The organism is Micromonospora sp. NPDC051006 (genome assembly GCF_044456245.1).
Classification (GTDB): domain Bacteria; phylum Actinomycetota; class Actinomycetes; order Mycobacteriales; family Micromonosporaceae; genus Micromonospora.
The window spans coordinates 123,896-144,676 of record NZ_JBITFP010000014.1; the positions used below are offsets into that span (position 1 = coordinate 123,896).

At 76.4% G+C, this 20,781-nt stretch carries 17 protein-coding genes, 1 pseudogene and 1 riboswitch; of the genes and pseudogenes, 3 read left to right on the top strand and 15 right to left on the bottom strand.

Annotated elements, in window-relative coordinates:
• Nucleotides 1-135: 135 nt before the first annotated feature.
• Both ACIBBA_RS21440 and crcB read left to right on the top strand, forming a co-directional pair.
• Nucleotides 136-621: a fluoride efflux transporter FluC gene (locus ACIBBA_RS21440; RefSeq protein ID WP_396699721.1), complete on the top strand. Its 486-nt coding sequence runs from the start codon at nt 136-138 to the stop codon at nt 619-621.
• Entirely contained in the window at nt 618-980 is a 363-nt protein-coding gene (crcB, locus tag ACIBBA_RS21445; RefSeq protein ID WP_396699631.1) for a fluoride efflux transporter CrcB, read from the top strand. The genes ACIBBA_RS21440 and crcB overlap by 4 nt, the downstream gene beginning before the upstream one ends.
• 42 nt (nt 981-1,022) lie before the next feature.
• On the opposite strand, the gene ACIBBA_RS21450 is transcribed toward crcB, so the two are convergent.
• From ACIBBA_RS21450 to ACIBBA_RS21520, 15 genes and pseudogenes are all read right to left on the bottom strand, one after another.
• Nucleotides 1,023-1,667 (bottom strand): dihydrofolate reductase family protein, encoded by a 645-nt coding sequence (locus ACIBBA_RS21450; protein ID WP_396699633.1) that lies wholly within the window; start codon nt 1,665-1,667, stop codon nt 1,023-1,025.
• A 186-nt stretch (nt 1,668-1,853) separates the two neighbouring features.
• A complete protein-coding gene (gene cobA / locus ACIBBA_RS21455) occupies nt 1,854-3,575 on the bottom strand; it encodes a uroporphyrinogen-III C-methyltransferase (RefSeq protein WP_396699635.1) in 1,722 nt (573 codons plus the stop codon).
• On the bottom strand, nt 3,572-4,162 hold the full coding sequence (locus ACIBBA_RS21460; RefSeq protein ID WP_396699637.1) for a precorrin-8X methylmutase: 591 nt from the start codon (nt 4,160-4,162) through the stop codon (nt 3,572-3,574). The genes cobA and ACIBBA_RS21460 overlap by 4 nt, the downstream gene beginning before the upstream one ends.
• On the bottom strand, nt 4,159-5,283 hold the full coding sequence (locus ACIBBA_RS21465; protein ID WP_396699723.1) for a HoxN/HupN/NixA family nickel/cobalt transporter: 1,125 nt from the start codon (nt 5,281-5,283) through the stop codon (nt 4,159-4,161). Before ACIBBA_RS21465 ends, ACIBBA_RS21460 begins: the two co-directional genes overlap by 4 nt.
• A pseudogene (locus ACIBBA_RS21470) lies at nt 5,269-5,492 on the bottom strand (DUF362 domain-containing protein); the annotation flags it as partial. The pseudogene ACIBBA_RS21470 and the gene ACIBBA_RS21465, both read right to left, overlap by 15 nt.
• Nucleotides 5,480-7,207 (bottom strand): precorrin-3B C(17)-methyltransferase, encoded by a 1,728-nt coding sequence (cobJ, locus tag ACIBBA_RS21475; protein WP_396699725.1) that lies wholly within the window; start codon nt 7,205-7,207, stop codon nt 5,480-5,482. The gene cobJ and the pseudogene ACIBBA_RS21470, both read right to left, overlap by 13 nt.
• A gap of 74 nt (nt 7,208-7,281) precedes the next feature.
• Nucleotides 7,282-8,589, bottom strand: a complete 1,308-nt coding sequence (gene cbiE / locus ACIBBA_RS21480; RefSeq protein WP_396699639.1) for a precorrin-6y C5,15-methyltransferase (decarboxylating) subunit CbiE — start codon at nt 8,587-8,589, stop codon at nt 7,282-7,284.
• The gene (locus tag ACIBBA_RS21485) at nt 8,586-9,737 is read right to left on the bottom strand and encodes a cobalt-precorrin-5B (C(1))-methyltransferase (RefSeq protein WP_396699641.1); all 1,152 of its coding nucleotides are present in this window, start codon (nt 9,735-9,737) and stop codon (nt 8,586-8,588) included. Before ACIBBA_RS21485 ends, cbiE begins: the two co-directional genes overlap by 4 nt.
• Nucleotides 9,734-10,591 (bottom strand): precorrin-4 C(11)-methyltransferase, encoded by an 858-nt coding sequence (cobM, locus tag ACIBBA_RS21490; protein ID WP_396699643.1) that lies wholly within the window; start codon nt 10,589-10,591, stop codon nt 9,734-9,736. Before cobM ends, ACIBBA_RS21485 begins: the two co-directional genes overlap by 4 nt.
• Nucleotides 10,588-11,337, bottom strand: a complete 750-nt coding sequence (gene cobI, locus ACIBBA_RS21495) for a precorrin-2 C(20)-methyltransferase (RefSeq protein ID WP_396699727.1) — start codon at nt 11,335-11,337, stop codon at nt 10,588-10,590. The genes cobM and cobI overlap by 4 nt, the downstream gene beginning before the upstream one ends.
• A 74-nt stretch (nt 11,338-11,411) precedes the next feature.
• Complete coding sequence (locus ACIBBA_RS21500; RefSeq protein WP_396699645.1) at nt 11,412-12,767, bottom strand: cobyrinate a,c-diamide synthase; 1,356 nt, start codon at nt 12,765-12,767, stop codon at nt 11,412-11,414.
• On the bottom strand, nt 12,761-13,372 hold the full coding sequence (cobO, locus tag ACIBBA_RS21505) for a cob(I)yrinic acid a,c-diamide adenosyltransferase (RefSeq protein ID WP_396699647.1): 612 nt from the start codon (nt 13,370-13,372) through the stop codon (nt 12,761-12,763). Before cobO ends, ACIBBA_RS21500 begins: the two co-directional genes overlap by 7 nt.
• On the bottom strand, nt 13,372-15,564 hold the full coding sequence (locus ACIBBA_RS21510) for a putative cobaltochelatase (RefSeq protein ID WP_396699649.1): 2,193 nt from the start codon (nt 15,562-15,564) through the stop codon (nt 13,372-13,374). The genes cobO and ACIBBA_RS21510 overlap by 1 nt, the downstream gene beginning before the upstream one ends.
• On the bottom strand, nt 15,561-19,238 hold the full coding sequence (gene cobN / locus ACIBBA_RS21515) for a cobaltochelatase subunit CobN (RefSeq protein WP_396699651.1): 3,678 nt from the start codon (nt 19,236-19,238) through the stop codon (nt 15,561-15,563). The genes ACIBBA_RS21510 and cobN overlap by 4 nt, the downstream gene beginning before the upstream one ends.
• 140 nt (nt 19,239-19,378) lie before the next feature.
• On the bottom strand, nt 19,379-19,540 hold the full coding sequence (locus ACIBBA_RS21520; RefSeq protein ID WP_396699653.1) for a hypothetical protein: 162 nt from the start codon (nt 19,538-19,540) through the stop codon (nt 19,379-19,381).
• Between the two features lie 47 nt (nt 19,541-19,587).
• Nucleotides 19,588-19,717, bottom strand: a riboswitch (cobalamin riboswitch).
• Nucleotides 19,718-20,066: 349 nt separating this feature from the next.
• Here ACIBBA_RS21520 and ACIBBA_RS21525 point away from each other — a divergent pair.
• On the top strand, nt 20,067-20,774 hold the full coding sequence (locus tag ACIBBA_RS21525; protein WP_396699655.1) for an MBL fold metallo-hydrolase: 708 nt from the start codon (nt 20,067-20,069) through the stop codon (nt 20,772-20,774).
• Nucleotides 20,775-20,781: the final 7 nt, after the last annotated feature.

The window sequence follows — 20,781 nt, forward strand, 5'->3', positions numbered from 1 at the left end:
CGTTCCGCGGGCGTATCCTGAGCCTCCCGCGATCTTGCCGGTCGTGCCCCGGCAGACCGGCGATCCGACGCAGGTCCGGGGCACGACACAGCACGATGACGGAGACGACGGGACCGGCCCCGCCGGCGACGGAGACTGGTGGGGCGGGTGAGCGGAGCAGCGGAGCGGCGCGTCGACCCGGATGTCGACCTGCGGGTGCCCACCGACCGGTCGGAGCTGACCGCGCACCCGGCGGCGGTGCTCGGCGCGATCGCCGCCGGCGGGGTGCTCGGCGCGCTGGCCCGCGCCGGCCTCCAGGCGGCCTTCCCGCACGGCCCGACCGGCTTCCCCTGGGCGACCTTCGGCATCAACCTCGTCGGCTGCCTGCTGATCGGCGTGCTGATGGCGACGCTGCGCCGGCGCGGCGGCGGGCCGCCGCTGGCTCGGCCGTTCCTCGGCGTCGGCGTGCTCGGCGGCTTCACCACCTTCTCCACCTACGCCGTGGACGTGCACCAGGCGCTCGCCGCCGGCGCCCCGGCGACCGCGCTGGGGTACCTGGCGGCCACGGTGCTCGGGGCGCTGGCCGCCGTGTGGTGCGGCGACGCCCTCACCGGCCGGCTGCTGGATGGGCGGGCCCGGTGACCGCTCTGCTGGTCGCGCTGGGCGCGGCCGTCGGGGCGCCACTGCGCTACCTCACCGACCGGGCGGTGCAGGCCCGGTTCGGCTCGGCCTTCCCGTGGGGCACGCTGACCGTCAACGTGCTCGGGTCACTGGTGCTCGGCCTGATCACCGGGCTGCCGACCAGCCCGGCGATCGGCGCGCTGGTGGGCACCGGCTTCTGCGGCGCGCTGACCACCTGGTCCACCCTCAGCTACGAGACGCTGCGGCTGGCCCGGGCCGGCGACCGGCTGCCCGCCCTGGCCAACGTGCTGGGCAGCCTGGCCGCCGGGCTGGCCGCGGCCGGCGCCGGTTACGCGCTGGCCCAGGCGGTCACCGGCTGACCGCGCCCCGGAACGACGCGGACCACCTGGCGCGGGGCGGCTTCAGGCGTGGCGCCCGGCACCGCGATCGGGTGCGCTCATGTCTCCCGTCGCGGGCGTGCCGTCGGCGAGCCCGTAGCGCAGGTAGACGGTGCCCTTCGGACTGGCCACCGGCGATTCGAGAAGGGTGACGTTCGTGGGCACCGCGCCACCGTCGAACACCTTCTTCCCGACGCCGAGCACGATCGGGTGCACCCAGAGGTCGAGACGGTCGAAGAGCTTCTCGCGCAGGAGGGTCTGCACCAGGTTCAGGCTCCCGACGACCTTCACGTGCTCGTGCCGGTCACGGATCTCGCGCACCGCGCCGGCCAGATCCGGGCCGAGCCGAGTGGACCCGGCCCACGAGAGATCGGGCCGGCCGCGGGAGGCCACGTACTTCGGGACGCGGTTGAAGAGCGTGGCGATCTCGTTGTCCTCGCCGCCCTCCTGGTACGGCCAGTAGGCGGCGAAGATGTCGTACGTCCGCCGGCCGAGCAGGAGGGCGTCCGTGCCCTCGTACGCGGCAGAGACCTGCGCCCCGGCGACCTCGTCCAGCAGGGGCGCCTGCCAGCCGCCGAACGGGAACCCGACCGGGTCCTCGTCGGGCCCACCGGGTGACTGCCCGACGAGGTCGAGGGTCGCGAACAGCTCGATGTGGATGAGGCCCATGCCCTGCTCCCGATGATGTGGTTGTCCCGGTCGGGACCAGCGCACGCCGACCGATCTCGAAGCGCGCGGCACGAATGCCCTGCTGACGCCACCCGGCCGGGATGCCGTACCAGCACTTCCCACTCACGATAGATCACCGCCGGCGTCCGAACTGGGTGGTTGCGCCGCGCCCGGCGACACCGCGGGTCACCGGCGCGATCCACGGCTGTGGGACCAGCCGTCCGATCCGGTCGGCGGGGGTCGCAGCGCGACCACCGGACCGATCACGAAGACGCTCGGCGGTCGCAGACCCACCCGGCCGGCGACCGCGCCGATCTCGTCGAGCCGGCCCGGCACGGCCCGCTGGTCGGCCTGCCCGGCGTCCTGGACCGCCAGCACCGGAGTGTCCGGCGCCCACCCGTGCTCGATCAGCGCGACGGCGATCTTGTCGATGGTCTCCACCGCCATCAGCAGCACCACCGTGCCCCGGGACCGGCCGAGCGCCGCCCAGTCCACGAGTGACTCCGGGTGCCCCGGCGGCAGGTGCCCGGAGACGACGGTGAACTCGTGCGCCACCCCCCGGTGGGTCACCGGCACCCCGGCCAGCGCCGGCGCGGCGAGGGCGCTGCTGACCCCGGGCACCACGCTCACCGGCACCCCGGCCGTGGCGCAGGCCTGCACCTCCTCGTGGCCCCGGCCGAAGACGTACGGGTCCCCGCCCTTGAGCCGGACCACCCGCCGGCCGGCGCGGGCGTGTTCGACCAGAACTTCGTCGATGGCGTCCTGCGGCATCGACGGTCCCCGGGGCACCTTTGCCGCGTCGACCACCAGCACGTCCGGGCGCAGCCCGGTGAGCAGCCCCTGCGGGGCGAGCCGGTCGACCACCACCACGTCGGCGGCGTCCAGCAGCGCCCGCCCCCGCACGGTGATCAGGTCGTCCGGACCGGGCCCGCCGCCGACGATCGCGACCGTGCCCCGGCCCGGATCGCCACCGTGCCGATGGCCGTGGTCGTGGTGCTGCGGGCCGTCGTGGTGGTGCTGCGGGCCGTGGTGATGGTGGTGGTGGTGACCGTCGACCGGGTCGTCCGGGTGGTCGTGCGGGGTCTGCGGTCGCCCGACCTTGTCGGCGAAGCCGGGCATCAGCACCCGGTAGGCGCAGGTGTCGCAGTTCATCCGGATGTCCCCGCGCAGCGCCTCGGCGTACCGCTCGAGCACCAGGTCGGCGAGCGGGTCACAGTCGCCGATCAGCTCGGCCACCCGCACGTCGACCTCCGGGTGCGCGGCGGCGTAGGCGGCCGCCTGCGCCGTGATCCGGTCTGGCAGCACGCCGGCGAAGAGGAAGTACGGCGCCACCACGACCCGCCGGGCGCCGAGCCGGCGCAGCCGCTCCAGCACCGCCGGCACCGACGGTTCGGCGAGCGAGACGAAGCCCGGCTCGACGCCGGCGTAGCCGCGCCCCTCCCAGAGCAGCCGGGCGACCTTGGCCACCTCGGCGTTGGCGTCCGGGTCGGTGGAGCCCCGGCCGATCAGCGCGACCCAGGTGTCGGCCCGGTCGCCGCCGCCGAGGGCCGCGTCGATCCGCTGCTCCAGCACCTCGTGCAGCAGCGGGTGCGGGCCGAGCGGCCGGCCGTAGGCGTAGCTGAGCCCGGGGTGCCGGGCCTGCTCCCGGGCCAGCGCGGCGGGAATGTCCCCCTTGCCGTGTCCGGCCGCGGTGAGCACCAGCGGCAGCGCCACCAACCTGCGGTGCCCGCGCTCGACCAGGGCGCCCACCGCGTCGGTCAGCGGCGGGCGGGACAGCTCGATGAAGCCGCCCTCGACCTGCGCCACGCTGCCGGCGCAACGCCGCCGGACCCGCTCGATGAGCGCGGCGAACTGCTCGACGCCGGCCGCGCTGCGGCTACCGTGCCCCACGACCACCAGTGCGGTCACTGCTGCTCCTCGCGGTAGAGAAGGGCGTTGAGGGCGGCGGCGGCGACCGCCGAGCCGCCCTTCTCGCCCCGGTTGGAGACCGCCGGCAGGCCGCTGCCGCGTAGCGCCGCCTTGGACTCGGCAGCGCCCACGAAGCCGACCGGTAGGCCGACGACCAGGGCCGGCCGGGCGTCCAGCGTGATCAGTTCGGTCAGCGCGGTCGGCGCGCAGCCCACCACCCAGACCGCGCCCGGGCCGACCCGGTCCCGGGCGATCCGCATCGCCGCGGCCGACCGGGTGATGCCGGCCGTGCGGGCCAGTTCGGCGGCGGCCGGCTCGGCGACCGGGCAGACCGCCGCCCGGCCGGTGATCCCCGCGGCGACCATCGCCACGTCGGTGACCAGCGGCGCGCCGGCGCGCAGCGCGGCCAGTCCGGCGGCCAGGGCTGCCTCGTCGCAGACCAGGTCGGTGACGTAGTCGAGGTCGGCGCTGGCGTGCACCACCCGCTCGGTGACCGCGCGGGTCAGCGGCGGCAGGTGGCTCAGGTCCACCCGGGAGCGCAGGATCTCGTAGGACAGCTGCTCGATCGGATGCACCGTGCGGCTCACCGGCCCTCCCCCGCCGCCGGCGTCCGCTCCGACGCGCCGGCCGCCCCGGTCTCGGCGCTCGGCGCAGCCAGGCCGTAGCGGCGGTCGTAGCCGCGCAGCTTCCACAGCGCCACCGCGCCCGCCCAGGAGGCCAGGAAGAGCACCACCACCACGTAGCCGAGCTGCTCGAAGTGGTCGGCGACCCCGGCGTAGCCGGCGAGGAACCGCACGCCGAGGTGGTCGACGAGCAGGCCGGCGGCGTACACGCTGGCCACCACGGCACCGACGAGCACCGTCATCGTCGTGGTCGCGAGGTTGTAGTAGAGCCGCCGCGCCGGGTGCCGGTACGCCCACGAGTAGGCCCGGCTCATCAGCAGGCTGTCCGCGGTGTCCATCGCGGACATCCCGGCGGCGAAGAGCAGCGGCAGGGTGAGCAGGGCCAGCACCGGCAGACCGCCGGCCGCGGCGGTGCTCGCCGACAACGACAGCAGGGTCACCTCGCTGGCCGTCTCCAGGCCCAGGCCGAAGAGGAACCCGACCGGCGCCATGTGCCAGGAGGAGCGGACCAGTGAACGGGCCCGTGAGCCCAGCACCCGCTGCACCAGGCCGCGGTTGAGCAGGTGCAGGTCGAGTTCCCGCTCGTCCAGCTCACCGTGGCGCAGCCGGCGCCAGAGCCGGGCGAGCCCGGCCAGCACCGCCGCGTTGAGCAGCGCGACCAGGGCCAGGAACGCGGTGGCGGTGACGATCGCGACGGTGGCGCCCAGCTCGCGTACCCCGGCCAGGCGCGGGCCGGTGAGGTTGGCCGAGGCCAGCCCGACGACCAGGGCCAGCAGCAGCACCACCGCGCTGTGCCCGAGGGCGAAAAAGAAGCCCACCCCGACCGGTCGCCGGCCGCGCAACAGCATCAGCCGGGTGGTGTCGTCGATCGCGGCGATGTGGTCGGCGTCGAAGGCGTGCCGCACGCCCAGCACGTACGCCAGCGCGCCCGCGCCGGCCAGGCCACCGGCGGCCACCGGCTGGTTGTTCCAGTACAGGTAGAGGCTCCAGCCGGCGACGTGCAGCACGGCGACGGCGAGCACGATCCCGCCGAGGCGGGCCCGCTCGGCGCGGCTCCACCGCCCGACCGGTGGTGCGGTGCTCACGGGGGCGGTACTCATCGGACTCCTCCGAGGTGGTGGGGTTCGGTGACGCGGATGGCGTCCACCGGGCAGATCTCCAGGCATTCCAAGCAGCCGGTGCAGCGGTCGGGGCGTACCTCCAGGCCGCCGGGGACCGGCCGGATCGCGTGGGTCGGGCAGGTGAGCAGGCAGGCGCCGCAGCCCTGGCAGGGTCCGATGGTCACGAGCGCCACCGGTACCCCCTCGGGGTGACCATCCGGCCGGCGACCAGCCGGGTGTCGCTGTTGCCCACCACCACGACGCTGTACATGTCGACCACCGCCGGGTCGAAGTCGGCCAGCGTGGCCAGGTGCACGCGCTCGCCGGGGCGGCTGGCGTTGCGCACCACGCCGACCGGCGTCGACGGTGGACGGTGCCCGCCGAGGATGGCCAGCGCGGCGTCGAGTTGCCAGTCCCGGGTCCGGCTGCGCGGGTTATAGAGCAGCACCACGAGATCGCCCTCGGCGGCGGCGGTCAGCCGACGCGCGATGACCTCCCACGGGGTGTGCAGGTCGGAGAGGCTCAGGTAGGCGTGGTCGTGCCCGAGCGGCGCGCCCAGCAGCGCGCCGGCGGCCAGCGCGGCGGTCACCCCGGGCACGCCGATGACGTCGATCCGCTCGTCGGCGTACTCCAGGGCGGGGCTGGCCATCGCGTACACCCCGGCGTCACCGGAGCCGACCAGCGCCACCGCCCGCCCGGCAGCGGCCTCGGCCACCGCGGCCCGGGCTCGGGCCTGCTCCGCGCCCAGCCCGGTGGCCAGGATCCGGGTGCCCGGGCGGAGCACGTCGCGCACCTGGTCGACGTACTGGTCGAGGCCGACCACCACAGCCGCGCGGCGCAGCTCGGCGACCGCGCGCGGGGTGCGCAGGTCGGGCGCGCCGGGGCCGAGCCCGACGAGGGCCAGCCGGCCGCGCGGGGCGTGCCGAGCGACCGCCACGGTGGCCATCGCCGAGGCGGTCTTCGGTACCAGCAGCCGCGCGTCGGCGGACCGACCGGTCACCCCGAGCAGCGCGGCGGCCTCCGCGACGCTCGGCGTGCCGACCGCCGCGCGGACCACCTCGCTGGGGTGCGGCACGTCGACCGCGGCCAGCTCCGCCGCCGGTCGGGTCACCAGTGGTACGCCGAGCGCCTGCGCGGTCGTCACGATGCCCGCCTCGTCGGCCTTGACGTCGGCGCTGGCCAAGCAGCGCAGGCTGGCCGGGCTGAACCCGGCGTCGGCGAGCGTCCGGTGCAGCAGCTCACGCACCTCGCCGGCGGGCACCCCCCGGCTGGCCCCGACGCCGGCGACCAGCGACGGCGGTCGCAGCACCACGGTCCGCCCGTCCAGCGGCACGATCCGGTCGGTGACCAGCAACCGGTATCCGGCGTCCGGACCGGAGTCCGGGTGGACGTTGTCCGGCAGGGCGGGCAGCGGCCAGGTCGCGTCGGCGACCAACCGGACGGGTTCGCCGTCGAGGATGGCCCGGGAGACGGCCGCGACCGCGCCCTCGACCGGCCAGCCGAGGGTGTCCAGCCCGGGCAGGCCGGCCGCGTCGGTGGCGGTGGTGACGACCGGGTCGGCGTCGAGCAGCGCGCCGACCCGGGCGGCGAGGGCGTTCCCGCCGCCGGCGTGGCCGCCGAGCAGCGCGATAGCGTGCCGGGCCGTCTCGTCGACCACCACCACGGCCGGGTCGGTGTGCTTATCGCCGAGCAGCGGGGCGAGGATCCGCACCACCGCCCCGGTGGCCAGGAACGCCACCACGGCGTCGCAGTCGGTCCAGGCGGTCCGCAGCGCGTGGGCGACGGTCTCGCCGGGCACCAGGCGGGCCTCGGGCCAGGCGCCGGCGAGCACCGCGGCGTGCCGGCGACCGGCCGCGGTGGCGGCGACCAGCCCGATCCGGGCCGGCGGCGGGGCCGCCGCGTCGAGCAGGTCCGCCGGGCCGGGCCCGGCGAGCGGCGTGCCGGACGGGGCGGGCGCGGCGGACGGGTCGGTGCTGGTGTCGGTCACGCGTGCTCCCCGGTGAGGACGACCACCGGGTTGGTGGCCGCGAGTCGGATCGAGCCGCCCGGCAAATCGGCCAGCCGGGCGGCGGAGAGCTGGCTGCCCTCGACGGTGTAGCCGGCGTCGCGGAGCAGCCCGACGGCCGGGCCGACCCGGTCGACGGCGGCGAGCGTGAGCACCACCCGTCGCGGGCGGCGGCGCGCCACGGCGGCGAGCGCCTCCGCTCCGCCGCCGCCGAGGAAGACCGCGTCCGGGTCGGGCAGGTCGTCGAGGGCCGCCGGGGCGTGGCCGGCGATTATTCGGAGGTCCACGGCGTGCGCCGCGGCGTTCGCCCGGATCTGCGCGACCGCCCGGGGGTCGTGCTCGACGGCGATCACGGCGGCGCCGAGCAGCGCGCACTCGATGCCGACCGACCCGCTGCCCGCGCCGACGTCCCAGACCAGCCGGCCGAGCCGGGGCCGTAGCCGGGCCACCGCCAGGGCGCGTACCTCCGACTTGGTGATCATCGAGTCGCGATGCGCGTAGGCGCTCTCCGGCAGCGCCCAGCCGCCGGACGGGGGCGCGGCCGGTTGGTTGTCCCACCGCATCCCGCTCGCGCCGCCGGCCGGGGCCGCGCCGCCGCCCGGGGCGGGCGGCCCGGGCGGGTCGGCGAGGCAGAGCAGGACGTGCGGGTCGGCCCAGCTGCGCGCGGCGGCCGCGGCCGGGGTGGTCTCGGTGACCCGCTCGGCGTCGGTGCCCAGGTGCTCGGCCACCACCAGCCGGCGGGACCAACCGGCCAGCCCGGCGCCGATCTCGGCCGCACCGGCGCCGGGCGCGGTGAGCACCGCGACGGCCGGCCGCGCCCGGCAGGCGTTCAGCGCTGGCCGCGGGTCCCGGCCGTGCGCGCTGACCACGACGGCGTCGTCCCACGGCCGGCCGGCCCGGGCGAACGCCGCGGCCACGCTGGAGACCGCCGGCAGCACGCGCGGACGCAGTCCGGCGGCCCGCAACCGGCGGACGATGCCGAAGAAGCCGGGGTCGCCGCTGGCCAGCACCACGGCGGGGGTGCCGGCGGCGACGGCGGCGAGGAGCCGGTCGAGCGCCGGGGCGAGCGGCCCCAGGACGACGGTGGCGCAGTCGGGCGGCAGCGGCGCCCCGGCGAGGTGCCGGGCCGCACCTACCACCAGCCCCGCCCCGGCCAACGCCTCGACCAGCCCCGGGTTCGCCGGGCGCCCATCGGCGTCGATCCCGACGACGGTCACCCCGCCCCGGGCCGGCCCGCCGTGGGATCCGGCGGTCGGGTCGGCGAGCGGACGCGACGGATCGGTCATGCCGCCCACCGGCCCGAGGAGGCGACCACCCGGGAGCCGGCGAAGTCGACCATTGCCACGTCGACGGCCACCTCGCTCTCGGCGAAGCGGCGCAGCACCGCGCGGACCCGTCTGCAGAGCAGGTCCCCGGCGGGGGTGAGCAGCCCGGCGGCGTCCCACAGCTCGTACGCGTGCCGGCCGGTGTTCGCCTCGGTGACCGCGGCGACCAGCTCGGGCCCGCCGCCGGCCTCGGCGGTGACCGACCCGAGCAGGGAGAGGTCCACCTTGGAGCGGGTGTAGTGGGTCATCAGCACGCCCGCGGCGAGCTTGGCCAGCTTGCCGGCCATCCCGACGAAGACCACCCCGGTCAGGCCGTCGGCGACGGCGGCGGTGACCGCGGCGCCGGTGAAGTCGCCGACCTCGACGAAGCAGACCTCGGGCAGCTCGGGCAGCAGCGCCCGGGCGGCCCGCTCGGTACGCCCGCCGGTGCAGAGCACCACGGTCCGCTCCCCCTGGGCGGCCATCACGTGCACCGCCTGCACCACGCTTGCCCGCCAGGAGGCGGTGGAGAACGGCCGGACGATCCCGGTGGTGCCGAGGATCGAGATGCCGCCGACGATGCCGAGTCGCCGGTTGGTGGTCTTGCGCGCCATGATCTCGCCACCCGGCACGCTGATCACCACCCGCACGCCGACCTTGGTCAGGTCGACCACCTCGGCCACCGCCGCGCTGATCATCTGCCGGGGGGTGTCGTTGATCGCGGGCCCGCCGACCACCAGGCCCAGGCCGGGCTTGGTGACGGTGCCGACGCCGGGGCCGCCGGCCAGGCGCAGTCCGGGGCCCGCGCCCCAGTGCACGGTCGCGGTCAGCTCGGCGCCGTGGGTGACGTCCGGGTCGTCACCGGCGTCCTTGACGACCACCGCCTCGGCGCGGGCGGGCGGGCCGGGGGTCAGCTCGCAGCGGGCGACCGGGAAGCTGACCCGGCGCCCGGCGGGAAGCCCGATCTCCACCTCCCGCTGCGGCTCGCCGGAGACCAGCGCGGTCAACGCCGCCTTCGCCGCCGCCGTGGCGCAGGCCCCGGTGGTCCAGCCGGTGCGCAGCGCGGTGGGCCGGACCTTGGCGGTACGCGGCAGATCCGGCTCGCGCAGCGGCGGCTCGGCGTACATCACGCCGGCCCGCCGGCCGGGTCGTCGCCGTCCCCACCGCGGGCCCGGAGCAGCTCGGCGCGGGCGGCGGGCTCGGCCCGGCGGAAGGTGTGGAAGTGCCCGGGGTGGTAGAGGTGTGAGCGGGTGCCGCTGGCGGCGAGCGCCGGTCCGACCAGGAAGAGCGTGTGCTTCCAGAGCTTGTGCGCCTTGACCGTCGCCGCCAGGGTGCCGACCGTGCAGCGCACCACCAGCTCGTCCGGCCAGGTCGCCTGGTAGGCGACGACCGCGGGGGTGTCCGCCGGGTAGCCTCCGGCCAGCAGCTCGGCCTGCACCTGCCCGGAGCGGGCGGCGGAGAGGAAGAGCGCCATGGTGGTGCCGTGGAGGGCGAAGTCGCGGACCCGCTCCCCCGCCGGCATGGGGGTCTTGCCGCCTTCGAGGCGGGTGAGGATGACCGACTGGGCCACCTCGGGGATGGTGAGTTCCCGGCCGACGATCGCGGCGACCGCGGTGAACGACGACACCCCGGGCACGATCTCCACCGCCAGGCCGAGCGCCCGGCAGAGGTCGAGCTGCTCCTGCACCGCGCCCCAGAGCGCCGGGTCGCCGGAGTGGATCCGGGCCACGGTCAGCCCCTCGGCGGCGGCCCGCCGGTAGAGCGGCAGCACCCCCTCGATCGGCAGCTGCGCGGAGTCGACGATCTCGGCGCCGGGCCGGGCGTGCGCGAGCACGTCGGCGTGCACCAGGCTGGCCGCCCAGATCACGATGTCGGCGGCGCCGATGACCCGGGCGGCGCGCAGGGTCAGCAGGTCCGCGGCGCCCGGGCCGGCACCGACGAACCAGACGGTGCCCGTCGGGGCGCTGGCGTGCTCGCTGGTCACAACTTTCCTCCCCGACCGTCCCGGCGGGCCGGGACGAGCAGCGTCGACAGGTACGGCAGGTCGTCCTCGGCGGCGGCGACCGGGCCGATCCGTTCGTCAGGCAGGCCGAGGCCCCGGCCCAGCACTGCGTCGGCGAGGCGGTCGTGCCGGCGCAGTGCGGCGACCAGCTCCGGGTGCCGGCGCCAGCCCTTGTAGGCGACCACCGTGCCCGGCCCGGCCAGGGCGTCCTCGAAGAGCGCCAGCCCGGCGGTGGCCGGCAGCAGGGTCAGCGGCTCGCGCCCCGCGCAGAGCGGCACGCCGCTGCGCGCGGCGAGGTCCTGCATCGCGGTGACGCCGGGCACCGTGCGCACCTCGACCGCCGGACGCAGCGCCCGGACCCCCTCGGCCAGGTAGCCGAAGGTGGAGTAGACGTTCGGGTCGCCGATGGTGGCGAAGGCGATCGCGCGGGCGCCGCCGTCCACCGCGTCGGCCACCGTGCGGGCGGCCTCGTCCCAGGCCCGTTGCCGGCGGGCGGTCACCCCGCCCCGGTCGTCGAGGGCGAACGGCAGCCGGCGCAGCCGGGCCGCGGCCAGGTGCGCGCGCACGGTGGTCTCGGCCCGGCCGGGGGCCGCGTCGGCGTCCGCGGCGTGCCGGTCCAGCACGGGTACGAACACCACGTCGGCCTCGCGCAGCACCCGAACCGCCTTGACGGTGAGCAGCTCGGGATCACCCGGCCCGACGCCCACCCCGGTCAGCGTGGCCACCACACGCGGCCGGACCCGCCCGGCGTCGCGCCCGGCATCGGTGTCGGTCACGCCCGGCCGGACCTGCTCCGCCGCGCTCACCGGGTCGCCGCCTCGACCAGCCGGCGGGCGGCCGCCGGCTGGCCCGCCCAGTGGGTGTGCAGGTAGGAGGCGTGCACCTGGCCGGTGACGAAGCCGTGCGCGGCGCCGTCCCAGCGCCACGCCGGCCGTTCGCCGTGCGCCGGGTCGGTGACCGTGCGGTGGAACTCGTGGCCGCGTACCGGCTCGCCGGAGCGGGTGACCGCAGAGTCGGCGGCGGCCACCGCCTCGCGGTAGCCGAGGGTGAGCGTGCCGGTCATCCGGGCGGTGAGGTCGAGCCGGCCGCACATCGGCACGCCGTCCAGGGCGCGGCCGAGGTAGAGCAGCCCGGCGCACTCGGCGACCACCGGGCCGGTGAAGTCGGCCAGTTCGGCGCGGAGCGCGGTGTTGGCGGCCAGCTGGTCCGCGTACGCCTCGGGAAAGCCGCCGCCGATGACCACCGCGCGGGTGCCGGCGGGCAGCGCGGAATCGCGCAGCGGGTCCACGGTGGCGACGGTGGCGCCGGCCGCGGTGAGCAGCTCGGCGGTCTCGGCGTAGGAGAAGGTGAAGGCGGCGCCACCGGCGAGCGCGACCACCGGACGGCCGGCGCCGACCGGGCCGCCCACCTCGGCGCGCGGATCCCAGGCCGGCGCGGTCAGCGGCGGCGCGCTACGGGCCAGGTCGAGCACCGCGTCGAGGTCCACGGTGGACTCGACGAGGTCGGCCAGCGCGGTCACGACCGCGACCGACTCGGGCGTCCGCTCGGCGACCGGCACCAGCCCGAGGTGTCGCGACGGCGCGGCGACCTCGCCGGCCCGGGCGACCGCCCCGAGCACCGGCACGTCGACCTCGGCGAGGGCGTCGCGCAGCAGCTTCTCGTGCCGGGGCGAGCCGACCCGGTTGAGGATCACCCCGCCGATGCGTACCCGGCGGTCGAAGGCGGCCATGCCCAGGGTCAGCGCCGCCGCCGAGCGGCCCTGGGCGGTGGTGTCCAGCACCAGCAGCACCGGGGCCTCGACCAGCTGGGCGACGTGCGCGGTGGACGCGTACCCGCGCCGGCCGACGGCGCCGTCGTGCAGCCCCATCACGCCCTCGATCACCGCGATGTCGGCCGGCGTCGGCGTGCTCGCGCCGTGGCGCAGCAGCGGTGCGATGCGCTCCGCGCCGACCAGCCAGGGGTCGAGGTTGCGGCCGGGCCGGCCGGCGGAGAGCGCGTGGTAGCCGGGGTCGATGTAGTCCGGTCCGACCTTGTGCGGGCTGACCGTCAGGCCACGGCGGCGCAGCGCGGCGAGCAGCCCGGTGGCCACCGTGGTCTTGCCGTGCCCGCTGGCCGGTGCGGCGACCACCACCCGCGGCAGCTCCCGCGAGGTCACCACTCGATGCCCTTCTGGCCCTTCTGGCCGACGTCGATCGGGTGCTTGACCTTGGTCAGCTCGGCGACCAGGTCGGCCGCCTCGACCAGCCGGGGGTCGGCGTCGCGTCCGGTGATCACCACGTGTTGGAAGCCGGGCCGGGCGGCGAGGGTGGCGACCACCTCGTCGACGTCCACCCAGCCCCACTTCATCGGGTAGGTGAACTCGTCGAGCACATAGAGCCCGTAGCGCTGCGCGGCGAGGTCGCGCTGGATCTGCCGCCACCCCTCCAGGGCGTCGGCGGCGTGGTCGGCCTCGTCGCCGCGCTGGATCCAGGACCAGCCCTCGCCCATCTTGTGCCAGGCCACCGGGGCGCCCTGGCCGGTGCGCTCGTGCACCTCGCCCAAGGCGCGGAAGGCGTTCTCCTCCCCCACCCGCCACTTGGCGCTCTTGACGAACTGGAACACCCCGACCGGCAGCCCGGCGGTCCAGGCGCGCAGCGCCAGGCCGAACGCCGCCGTCGACTTGCCCTTCATCTGTCCGGTGTGCACGACCAGCAGGGGTCGCTTGCGCCGCTGCCGGGTGGTCAGCCCGTCGGCGGGCACGTGGGACGGCTTCCCCTGCGGCATCAGGCGGCGCTCCTTCGGCGGTCGTGGTCGGTGACGGTGGCACGGCGGGTGGCGAGGTCGGTGAGCGGTGCGGTGGTGATCTGATCGAGCGGGTGGTGCTCGGCGCCCAGTTGGGCGGCGAGGCGGCCGGCGAGGCCGAGGCGGACCGGGCCGGTCTCGCAGTCGACGACTACGCACGGGGCGCCGGTGGCGGCGAGCGCGGCCGCGGCCCGGGCGGCGCGTGGCAGCGGCCGGTCGCCGGCGGTGGCCCGGCCGTCGGTGAGCACCAGCACCAGCGGCCGTCGGCGCGGGTCGCGCAGCCGCTCCACCCGCAGCAGCTCGGTGGCGGCGAGCAGGCCCTCGGCGAGCGGGGTGCGCCCCCCGGTGGGCAGCTCGGCGAGGCGGGCCGAGGCGGCGAGCACCGACGAGGTGGCCGGCAGCAGGGTCTGCGCGCCGGCGCCCCGGAAGGAGACCACGGCAACCTTGTCCCGCCGCTGGTAGGCGTCGGTGAGCAGGGCGAGCACCGCGCCCTTGACGGCGGTCATCCGGTGCCGGGCGCCCATCGACCCGCTGGCGTCGACCAGGAAGAGCACCAGGTTGCCCTCGCGCCCCTCACGGACCGCCTCCCGCAGGTCGGCCGGGCGCAGCCGCAGCGGGCCGCCGGCGTTGCGGCCGCGGGTCGCCTGTTGCGGAGCGGCGGCGCGGACGGTGGCGGGCAGGTGCAGCGCGCCGGCCCGGCCACCGGCCGGGATCCGCGCTCCGGTGGTCCGGCCCCGTCCGGTGCGGGCGCGGGACCGTCGCCCCGGCACCCCGTCGCCGACCCCGGGGGCGGTGAGCAGCCGGGCCTTCAGTCCGCCCTGGGGTACGGCCACCGGCTGGCCGTCACCGGACCCGGGCCGGGCCGGTTCGCCGGCCGCCGGGCCGGTCTCGTCGGGGCCTGTCTCGTCGGAACCGGTGCCGTCGGCGCCCGGGTGCTGCCCGCCGTCGCGTTGGCCGTCGGCGGACGAGCCGTCGGGCTGGCCCGGGTCGGTACCGCCGTCGCGCTGCTGCCCGTCGGCGCCGTCGGGGCTGGCGCCGCCGCGACCGTCCGGGTCGCCAGCTGCGGGGCCGCCGGCTTCGGGGCTGCCGCCACCCGGGCCGCCGGACGGGTCGTCGGGACCGCCGGAGCCGCCACCACCCGGCGGGTCGTCGTCGGGGTCGTCGTCGCGGGCCCGGTCCAGGGCCTCGTCGAGTCGCTTCTCGTCCAGCCCGGGTGTGTCGAACGGGTCCCGCCGGCGGCGGTGCGGGAGCGCCAGCCGGGCGGCCACCCGGACGTCGTCGACGGTGACCCGGTCCCGGCCGTGCCAGGCGGCGTGCGCGAGCGCCGTGCGGGCGGTGACGATGTCGGCGCGCATCCCGTCCACGTCGAACGCGGCGCAGACCTCCGCGATCTGGCGCAGCGCGGCGTCCGGCAGCAGCACCCGGTCGAGCCGGTCGCGGGCCGCCGCGACCCGCCGGGCGACCTCGGCGTCGGCGTCGGCCCAGCGGGCGGCGAAGCCGGCCGGGTCGGCGTCGGCGGCGAGCCGGCGGCGGACCACCTCGACCCGGACCGCCGGGTCCCGGCTGGCACCCACCTCGACGGTGAGCCCGAACCGGTCGAGCAGCTGCGGGCGCAGCTCCCCCTCCTCCGGGTTCATCGTCCCGACCAGCAGGAAGCGGGACGCGTGGCTGACCGAGACGCCCTCCCGCTCGACGTGGCTGCGCCCCATCGCGGCCGCGTCGAGCAGCAGGTCGACCAGGTGGTCGTGGAGCAGATTGACCTCGTCGACGTAGAGCACCCCGCGGTGCGCGGCGGCGAGCAGGCCCGGCTCGAAGGCGCGTACCCCCGCGCCGAGGGCCTTCTCCAGGTCCAGCGAACCGACCACCCGGTCCTCGGCGGCGCCGACCGGCAGCTCTACCAGTCGGGCCGGGCGGCGCTCGGCGGCGGGCCCGGCCGGGTGCGGGCCGTCCGGGCAGCCCAGGTCGGGCGCGGCCGGGTCGCAGGCGAACCGGCAGCCTGCGACCTGCTCGACCGGCGGCAGCAACGCCGCCAGGGCCCGCACCGCGGTGGACTTCGCGGTGCCCTTCTCGCCCCGGACCAGCACCCCGCCGATGGCCGGGCTGACCGCGTTGAGCAGCAGGGCGAGACGCATGTCGTCCATGCCGAGCACGGCGCTGAACGGATAGCTGGTCATGCCCGGTCCTCCAGGTCGCCCTCGGTAACCAGGTACGTCTCGCGCAGCCGCTCCAGGGTGGCCGGGTCGGGCTCCGCCCAGAGCCGGCGGTCGGCGGCCTCGAGCAGCCGCTCGGTGATGCCCCGCAGCGCCCACGGGTTGGACTCCTCGAGGAACTCGCGGGTGGCCGGGTCGAAGACGTACGCGGCGGCCAGGTGCTCGTACATCCAGTCGTCCACCACGCCGGCGGTGGCGTCGTAGCCGAACAGGTAGTCCACCGTGGCGGCGAGTTCGAAGGCGCCCTTGTAGCCGTGCCGGCGCATCGCGGCGATCCACTTCGGGTTGACCACCCGGGCGCGGAACACCCGGCGGGTCTCCTCGCCCAGCGTCCGGGTGCGCACGTCGTGCGGCATCGCCGAGTCACCCACGTACGCGGCCGGCGCGGCGCCGGTGAGGTGCCGGACCATCGCCACCATGCCGCCGTGGTACTGGAAGTAGTCGTCGGAGTCGACGATGTCGTGCTCCCGGGTGTCCTGGTTCTTCACCGCCACCGCGATCCGGGCGAAGGAGCGTTCCATGTCGGCCCGCGCCTCCCGCCCGTCCAGCCCACGGCCGTAGGCGTAGCCGCCCCAGACGGCGTACACCTCGGCCAGGTCGGCGTCGCTGCGCCAGTTCCGGGCGTCGATCAGCGGCAGCAGGCCCGCTCCGTACGCCCCCGGCTTGGAGCCGAAGATCCGGGCGGTGGCCCGCCGCTCGTCACCGTGCTCGGCCACGTCGGCGGCCACGTGGGCGCGGACGAAGTTCTGCTCGGCCGGCTCGTCCAGGGCGGCGACCTGCCGGACGGCGTCGTCGAGCAGCGCCACCACGTGCGGGAAGGCGTCGCGGAAGAAGCCGGAGATCCGGACGGTGACGTCGATGCGGGGGCGGCCCAGCTCGGGCAGCGGCACCACCTCGACGCCGGTGACCCGGCGGGAGCGGTCGTCCCAGGTGGGGCGGCAGCCGAGCAGGGCCAGCACCTCGGCGATGTCGTCGCCCTGGGTCCGCATCGCGCTGGTGCCCCAGACGGTCAGCCCGACCGACCGGGGGTACGCCCCGGTGTCGGCCAAGTGCCGGGCCAGCAGCGAGTCGGCGAGGGCCACCCCGACGTCCCAGGCGTTGCGGCTGGGGATCGCCTTCGGGTCGACGGAGTAGAAGTTGCGGCCGGTCGGCAGGACGTTGACCAGCCCCCGGGTGGGCGAGCCGGAGGGTCCGGGCGGGACGAACCGGCCGTCCAGCGCGGCCAGGGTGTTGGTCAGTTCGTCGGTGGTCCGCGCCAACCGGGGCACCAACTCGGTCGCGGCGAACCGGAGCACCGCGGCCGCTTCCGGGATCGCCCGGCCGGTCACCTCGGTGACCACCGGCTCGACCTGCGCGGGGTCCCAGTCGAGGGTCTCCATGCCGACGACCAGCCGGCGCGCCAGGGCCTCGATCAGGTCGACCGCGTCGGCGGCGGTCGCGGCCGGCCCGTCCACGGTGTCGGTCAGCGCCACGGGCACGGTCAGCCGCTCGCCGGGAGCGGCGAGCAGCGTCATCTCGTCGAGGTCGTAGCTGGTGGCCAGGGCCTGGCGCAGGCCGGGCAGGACCCGGCTGCCGCCCCAGACCTGCGGCGCGCGCAGCACGGCGAGGACCAGGTTGACCCGGGGCTCGCCGGTGGGCGCAGCGGCGAGGATGTGCAGGCCGTCGCGGATCTGCACGTCCTTGACCTCGCAGAGGTAGCCGTCGAGGTGCAGCACGAAGTCGTCGAATTCCTCGGCGGCGGGCATCTGCTCGGCGTGCAGGTCGTGGTGCAGCTCGGCGGCGCGCACCAGGTCCCAGATCTGCGCCCGCACGGTCGGCACCTTGGCCGGGTCGAGCGCCTGGACGGTGGCGTACTCGTCGAGCAGTTGCTCCAGTTTCGCCAGTTCGCCGTACGTCTCGGCGCGGGCCATCGGCGGGACCAGGTGGTCGACCACCACGGCGTGGGCCCGCCGCTTGGCCTGGGTGCCCTCGCCGGGGTCGTTGACGATGAACGGGTAGACCAGGGGTAGGTCGTCGAGAACGGCGTCCGGGGCGCAGTCGGCGGCAAGCCCGAGGCCCTTGCCGGGCAGCCATTCCAGGGTGCCGTGCTTGCCGAGGTGCACCACCGCGTCGGCGCCGAAGCCGCCGTCGGCCGGGGGTGCGGCGAGCCAGCGGTACGCGGCCAGGTAGTGGTGGCTGGGCGGCAGGTCCGGATCGTGGTAGATGGCGATCGGGTTCTCACCGAAGCCCCGTGGCGGCTGGATGAGCAGCACCACGTTGCCGAAGCGCAGCCCGGCGAGCACCAGGTCACCGCCGTCGGTGTACAGCTCGCCGGGCGGCTCGCCCCAGTGCGCCCGCATCCGTTCCCGCAGGGCGCTCGGTAGCTGTTCGAACCAGCGCCGGTACACCCCGCCGGGCACCCGCGCCTCGGCGGCGGCGAGCTGTTCCGGGGTGAGCCATTCGACGTCGTGGCCGCCGGCGGCGATCAGGGCGTGGATCAGCGCGTCCCCGTCGTCGGGGGCCGGGCCGTCGCCCAGGTGGTAGCCGGCCTCGGCGAGCGCGGCGAGCAGCCGCACCGCGGAGGCCGGGGTGTCCAGGCCGACCGCGTTGCCGACCCGGGAGTGCTTGGTCGGGTAGGAGCTGAGCACCACCGCCAGCCGCTTCTCGGCGTTCGGCAGCCGGCGCAGCCGGGCCTGCCGGACCGCGATGCCGGCGACCCGGGCGGCGCGCTCCGGGTCGGCGGCGTAGACCGAGAGGCCGTCGGCGTCGATCTGCTTGAACGAGAACGGCACGGTGATGATCCGGCCGTCGAACTCGGGAACGGCCACCTGCATGGCGGCGTCCAGGGGGGACAGTCCGGCGTCCGAACCGGCCCACTGCTCGCGGGTGCTGGTCAGGCAGAGCGCCTGGATCACCGGCACGTCGAGAGCGGCGAGCGCGCCGACGTCCCAGGCGTCGGGATCGCCGCCGCCGGAGGCGTCCGCGGCGACCGTGCCGCCGGCCGCGAGGACGGTGACCAGCAGCGCGTCGCAGCGGGCGAGCAGCCCGATCGGGCCGGCGTCGGCGGTCAGCCCGCGCAGCGAACCGCAGTAGACGGGCAACGGCTCACCGCCGGCCGCCCGGACCGCGTCGGCGAGAGTGTCGACGAAGGCGGTGTTCCCGGCGAGCGCGTGCGCCCGGTAGAACACGATGCCGATCGTCGGCCGGTCGCCGGCTCCGCCGGCCGCGGCCCGGTCGCCGTGCACGCCGTAGGCCGGGGTGGGCGCGGGCGGCGCGAAGCCCTCGCCGGTGAGCAGCACCGTGTCGGAGAGGAAGTGGGCGAGCTGGGCCAGATTCTCCGGGCCGCCCTCCACGAGGTAGGACAGCGCCTGGGTGACCACTCCGGAGGGCACGGTGGAGGCCGCCATCAGCTCCGCGTCGGGCACCGCCTCGCCGCCGAGCACGACCGTCGGCACGCCGGAGTCGAGCACCGCGGCGAGCCCGTCCGGCCACGCCGGGCGGCCGCCGAGCAGCCGTACGACGGCGAGGTCGACGCCGTCGAGCAGCGCCGGCACGGCGTCGGCGTCGAGCCGGGCGGGGTTGGCCAACCGGTAGTCGGCGCCGCTGGCACGGGCCGCCAGCAGGTCGGTGTCGGCGGTGGAGAGCAGCAGGGTGCGCACGGAAAGCTCCGGAGAGTAACGCCCGTCCGGTCGCGGCGGCGGTCGGGCGGGGCGGGTGGGCGCGGGTTCAGCGAATGCGGCGAGCGGGCGCCCGGTTCACCGGCGACGGGCCGGTGTCGCCGGGCGGCGCGGCGCGGAACTCAGCGGGCGGTGCGGCCGGCTGCGGGCTCGGTGGCCCGGCCGGGCGGCAGCGTGCCGGTGCGGCTGATCGTGGGTACGCCGGCGCGGCTCATCGTGGGCGCGTTGGCGCGTCCGGGCCGGTCGCGGCGGATCTCATCGGCAATGCAGACGCGGTGCGTCATCGGGTCCTCCTCGGGTGTCCACGCCCTGGGGCACATCCCGACGGCCGAAGTATCCTGGCTCCCAGATCGACGCTCACCCCCGGCCTTCCAACCGTGCACGCACGGCCGTGACTCACGAGGGGGGATCGCTCCCCGGTGACAGTGGCGGGACCGCGCCGGAATCGCACCGGCTTCCTTCACTGCCGTCAGGCCGCGAATGCTGCCACACCTCTCCAGCGCCGGTCAACGCCGCCCCCGGCCGCTCGACACCCACGCCAGCCATCGATCAACAACGATCGGCTGAGCGCGCCGTCCAGTTCGGACGATGCCCGGGATCAATGCCACGCGCCCTTTGCTCTGCTTCAGCAGAGGCGACAGTGGCGGCGCCTTTTCGTTGCCTGCGCTGAAGCAGAGCGAGGGGCCGCGCAGGCGGGCCGGCCGGGCGGAATGGCTGGCGGGAGCGGGGGTCGCCAATCGTCCGGCTAGCATCGGGCCGGTCGCCGAGTGATCGGCCCGACCTGAAACGGGGGATGACGGCATCATCGCCATGCAGTTCCACCATCTCGCCGGCCGTGTCTGGATCTGCCCCGGCGATCCGGACCCCGGCGCCGTCCAGGCCGGCGTCGCCGTGGTGGCCGACGAACGCGGCAGTGTGATGATCGACGCGGGCCAGAGCCCGGCGCACGCCCGCGAGATCCGCGCCGCGCTGGCGGCGGCCGGGCTGCCGCCGCCGCGCTGGCTGGTCTACACCCACCATCACTGGGACCACGTCTGGGGCGCCTGCGCCTGGCCGGAGGTGGAGATCGTGGGCCACGTCGCCGGCGCCGAGCTGCTCCGCGCGGAGGCGGCTCGACCGTGGAGCCACCGCTACCTGCGCGAGCAGGTCCGGGACAATCCGCGACTCGCGCCGAGCTTCCGGGCCCGGGCGTTCGCCGTCGACTCGTGGGAAGACTTCACGGTGCTGCCGCCGACCCGCACCTTCGCCGACACCTGCGACCTACCGGTCGGAGTACGGCTACAGCACGTCGGCGGCGGGCACGCGCCGGACTCGACCGTGGTGCTGGTGCCCGACTCCGGCGTCATGCTGCTCGGCGACTCCTACTACCCACCACCGGCGCACCTGCGCCGGCCCGACGACGGTCTCGACCTCGCGCTGGTGAACCGGCTGCTCGACGACGACTACCACTGGTACGTCTCCAGCCACGGCGAACCGATGACCCTGGAGCAGACCCGGGCGGCCGTCGACGCCGGCTGACCCACGG